General features: G+C 37.2%; 4 protein-coding genes and 1 tRNA gene. 2 read left to right on the top strand and 3 right to left on the bottom strand.

Annotation, left to right across the window (positions count from 1 at the left end):
* Positions 1 to 285: 285 nt before the first annotated feature.
* The gene (srtB, locus tag AC6F8J_RS09330) at positions 286 to 1,005 is read left to right on the top strand and encodes a class B sortase (RefSeq protein ID WP_500722807.1); all 720 of its coding nucleotides are present in this window, start codon (positions 286 to 288) and stop codon (positions 1,003 to 1,005) included.
* A 90-nt stretch (positions 1,006 to 1,095) separates the two neighbouring features.
* Here the strand turns inward: srtB and AC6F8J_RS09325 are convergent, their stop codons facing one another.
* The 3 genes from AC6F8J_RS09325 to ald all read right to left on the bottom strand — a co-directional run bounded on the left by AC6F8J_RS09325 (position 1,096) and on the right by ald (position 3,790).
* The gene (locus tag AC6F8J_RS09325) at positions 1,096 to 1,743 is read right to left on the bottom strand and encodes a zinc-ribbon domain-containing protein (protein ID WP_500722805.1); all 648 of its coding nucleotides are present in this window, start codon (positions 1,741 to 1,743) and stop codon (positions 1,096 to 1,098) included.
* A 130-nt stretch (positions 1,744 to 1,873) separates the two neighbouring features.
* Positions 1,874 to 2,647, bottom strand: coding sequence for a M15 family metallopeptidase (locus AC6F8J_RS09320; RefSeq protein WP_500722803.1), 774 nt, complete (start codon positions 2,645 to 2,647; stop codon positions 1,874 to 1,876).
* Positions 2,648 to 2,665: 18 nt separating this feature from the next.
* Positions 2,666 to 3,790, bottom strand: a complete 1,125-nt coding sequence (gene ald / locus AC6F8J_RS09315) for an alanine dehydrogenase (protein WP_500722802.1) — start codon at positions 3,788 to 3,790, stop codon at positions 2,666 to 2,668.
* A 356-nt stretch (positions 3,791 to 4,146) separates the two neighbouring features.
* Between ald and AC6F8J_RS09310 the strand changes: the two genes are divergently transcribed.
* Positions 4,147 to 4,218: transfer RNA gene (locus AC6F8J_RS09310), tRNA-Gly, on the top strand.
* Position 4,219 lies beyond the last annotated feature (1 nt).

Below are 4,219 nucleotides of genomic sequence, written 5' to 3'. Positions count from 1 at the left end.
AAGTTCTGCCTCTGTGAGTGCTGCAACCAGGGTTGTAAATGAACCATTATTGACAGCCACATCGACGATATCGCCCTCAGCTGCCATTACTGGTGTGTAACTAAAAACCATCATGAGTGCCATTAATAAACTTGCTATTTTTTTCATATTGTTAACCTCCTATATATATTTGATTTAAATATATCCCTTTACGTGATATCTATCAAGGATTATTGATCGTTATTTTTAAATATATTTGCATTTATATTTCAATTCGTGATATAATTAGTAAAAGGTGGTGATTACATGTTATTTAACCTCATTAGACTTTCAATACTTCTTATGATTGTTCTTATTAATTTAACCTTTACAAGTCCCCTAGAAACGTTTACATTAAAGCCTCCAGAATCCATTGATGAAGTTTCACAATCTGCTATTATCGAGACTAATAATGATTTTTTTCAGATTCGATCTAATCCAAGCATAACCTTTATAAATAGAAACAAAGATTATGTTGGATGGATTCAAATAGAGAACACTACGATTGATTACCCTGTAGTCAAAGGTCCTGACAATGATTTTTATCTTAACAAGAACTTCGAGCAACAATCGGCTGATGCAGGAAGCATCTTCATGGATTATCGCAATTTTGGTTTTGGCTTCGATCAGCATACCTTAATCTATGGCCACAATATGAAAAACGGTTCTATGTTTGGACAATTGGATTTGTATTTAGATTATGATTTTGCCCTTACCAATCCAATCATTTATGTACACGATTTATACGGTCTTCGCAAATACCATGTGTTCTCCAGTTATTATGCCAAAGCGGATACCGAAATCATCCAAACCGATTTTTCCACATCAGACATTGAACTGTTTTTCAAAAAACTTAAGGATAAATCCAGTCTTGATTATGACCTTCATCCAAAGGCAACAGATCGCATCTTATCATTAATCACATGCAATTATGATGTTAATGACGGGCGTCTATTCGTTCATGCCCTTGAAATCATAGAAGATTAATCCGCAATAGATGATAATAAAAAATCCGTAAGCAATTTTAATATGCTTACGGATTTTTGTTACGTAATTTTGGTACTTTGAAAGTGGATGCTAATAATAATAACTGCCACCATCTACCACGGAGCCAATTAATAGTGCTATTGCTGATCCAAAAACGATTCCTAATATGATAAAGACAACAAAAAGAATCAAATACGCTTGGAAAAATGTTTTTCTACTTCGGTTGCCATTAGAACCAAAAGCCCAAACAAATACCATAATAATGTTAACCAGCGGTATTAACATTACAAGAAAGGTTCCTAACCACCCTAAAACCGTCATCGGTTGATTGTTTTTATCATTTAAGTCAACGCCGACCGCATTATAATGCGGTTGTTGATTCATATTGTTGACTTGAGGCGGTGGTGTCGGTTGTGGTGTCGGTTGTGGCGTTGGTGGTGGTGTTGGTGTTGGCTGTGGCGCCGGTGCTGGGTGTGGTGTTGGTGTTGGCTGTGATGTTGGTGCTGGCTGTGGCGCCGGTGTTGGCTCTGATTGTGATTGAGATACAACAGGTACCGGCACCGGTATCGGCGCTGGCTGTGGTGAAGATTGTGACCTATTGACTGATTCTTCCTGATTTGCTTGCATTTCAGCCATTGTAACTGCTGAATTTCCAGTTGGCTTTTCTGTTTTTGCGCCACATTTTGTGCAAAATTCAGAATTCTCTTCTAACTCTTTACCGCATTGATGACAAAACATATTAACGCCTCCATCTTCCTCATAAATGTTTTCTATGTATGGTAAGGTCAAGTATTGACTCCTTAACCCTTTACTGACTCTAATATTATTATACCAATATCATAGTCAAATTCAAGTCTAAGCTGAAATCCTATTGATTTATACTTTTTATAAAAATATCAAAATGCTGATAGTCTTTACTGTTTTTCCAGTCCCCACCCCATGAAAACCCTCTAGAGACAAAGGCTTCATAACAAACATCATTTTTAAAAATCATGCCTTTAACAGGAACTTCCCGGTCCACATATGAGGTCCCTTCTACTGGATACACACCGTTTTTTGTAACATATGGGTTAACCAATGGGTTGATGTCGATAGCAAGTCCATAACTATGGTTAGAAAGTTTGCTCGTGCCTTCAACCACGCGGTAATTAAATGCCGAAGTATTGTTGTTAACCATCGATAAATTGTCATCACCATCATAAATATCGATCAATTCAATTTTTTCTATAGGAAATGAAGCTTTATGAAGATCCCCAAAAATATCCAGTACTTTTTGAGCAATCTCTTTATGTACAATCAATTGGCCTTGATGCTCCAAATCATCGAAACCGTAATAAACAACTTTTACCAATCTTAAATCCGAGAACATAATATGCTCATTATCATGATAGGATTTGCCCAACATGGCAGCCTGCATAGCTTCATCAATTTCACTTATAACCGCTTCCATTATAGGTTCAACTGGTGGTACATCTACAACTTCATTTACCGATTTTTTTTCATTACCTTCTTCTGTATAATCAGACTCATTACTCGTTTTTGCAACAATGAAGTCGGCCGGATTTTGCTTGTCGTCTTTTACACTAAATACAATTATCAGCAATAAAATTATGACAATCCCTAACCCCGCTATTTTTTTCATCTACGTTCTCCTTGTATCTTAACGATTTTCAACTAGAGACATGACTTCTTTCATCTCGTAGCCAAAGCTTTCTGCAACTTGTTTGTGTGTAATATGTCCTTTATAAATATTCACACCTTTTCTCAATGCTTCATTGGTGGTAATAGCACCTTCAAAACCTTGGTCGGCAAGTAATAGCGCATAAGGTAAAGTTACACCGGTGAGGGCAAAAGTGGATGTTCTAGGAACGGCACCCGGCATGTTGGCAACTGCATAATGTACAACACCATGTTTTATATATGAAGGTTGGTCATGTGTTGTAATACGATCTATTGTTTCAACTAAACCTCCTTGGTCAATAGCTACATCAACAATTACAGCACCATCTTTCATAGATTCAACCATCTTGGAGGTTACAAGCTTTGGCGCTTTGGCGCCAGGTATTAAAACAGCACCTATAAGCAGGTCTGCCTTTTCAACTGCTTTTGCAATATTAAAAGGATTGGAGTATAAAGTAGCTACCCGACCATTAAAGATATCATCTATATATGCCAATCTTTTTGGACTGATATCTAATAAAGTTACATGAGCGCCTAAGCCTACTGCCATTTTTGTGGCATTTAGACCTACTATACCGCCTCCAATAACCACAACCTCACCCGGCATGACACCTGGAACACCTCCAAGTAAAACACCACAGCCACCTGCATATTTTTGCAACATGAAAGCACCCACTTGAGTGGCCATTCTACCAGCCACTTCACTCATTGGCGTCAGTAATGGTAAGCTATGGTCCTTGAGTTCAACTGTTTCATAGGCGATTGCTGTGATTTTTTTCCTCATCAGCACGTCGGTTAATTCTTGGTTTGGCGCCAAATGTAAGTATGTAAATAGTATTTGACCCTCTTTTAGCCTATTGTACTCTATCGGTATAGGCTCTTTAACCTTCATAATCATTTCCGCACTTTCAAAAACTTCATCTGCATGGTTTATAATTGTTGCACCAGCCAAGACAAAAGCCTCATCTTCAATACCACTTCCAATACCTGCTTGTGTCTCAATAAGTACAATATGCCCTTTTTCTATCAGGCTATGGACACCTGCCGGTGTTAGTGCTACGCGATTCTCGTTGTTCTTAACCTCTTTTGGCACACCAATAATCATATAAAAACCTCCCTAGTTATTATTTCATATACTGGAAAAGATTAGAACTAAGTTTTACTAAATTCACATAGTATATGAAAGGTCAACAATATAGTCTTGTCGCCTCAATCATATAATAATATCACAAGATTATTACGCCTTCAAGGTAATCACCATATATATTCAAGCAATTGTATCTAATATTTGTATTTTTTATTTTTATATTAAAACAATTCGATAACATTTACACTTTAAGGCCATAGATCAATTATAGCCTTTCATTATTCTATGGAGAGACAATAATTCTTTTCAAAAAAGACTTGACCTAAGACTGGTTACTGGTTATAATTATACTTGCTTCTACGGTAGTCAATTATGCGCGAATGGCTCAGTGGTAGAGCATCGCCTTGCCAAGGCGAGGGTCGCGAGTTCGAATCTCGTTTCGCGCTT

This window comes from Petrocella sp., from assembly GCF_059865615.1.
This window is presented reverse-complemented; position numbering and strand designations above follow the sequence as displayed.

What these genes read in the sequence shown, in the direction of transcription:
- AC6F8J_RS09325 (WP_500722805.1), bottom strand. Translation starts at nt 1,743, where the DNA reads ATGTTTTGTCATCAATGCGGTAAAGAGTTAGAAGAGAATTCTGAATTT.
- AC6F8J_RS09320 (WP_500722803.1), bottom strand. Translation starts at nt 2,647, where the DNA reads ATGAAAAAAATAGCGGGGTTAGGGATTGTCATAATTTTATTGCTGATA.
- ald (WP_500722802.1), bottom strand. Translation starts at nt 3,790, where the DNA reads ATGATTATTGGTGTGCCAAAAGAGGTTAAGAACAACGAGAATCGCGTA.
- srtB (WP_500722807.1), top strand. Translation starts at nt 286, where the DNA reads ATGTTATTTAACCTCATTAGACTTTCAATACTTCTTATGATTGTTCTT.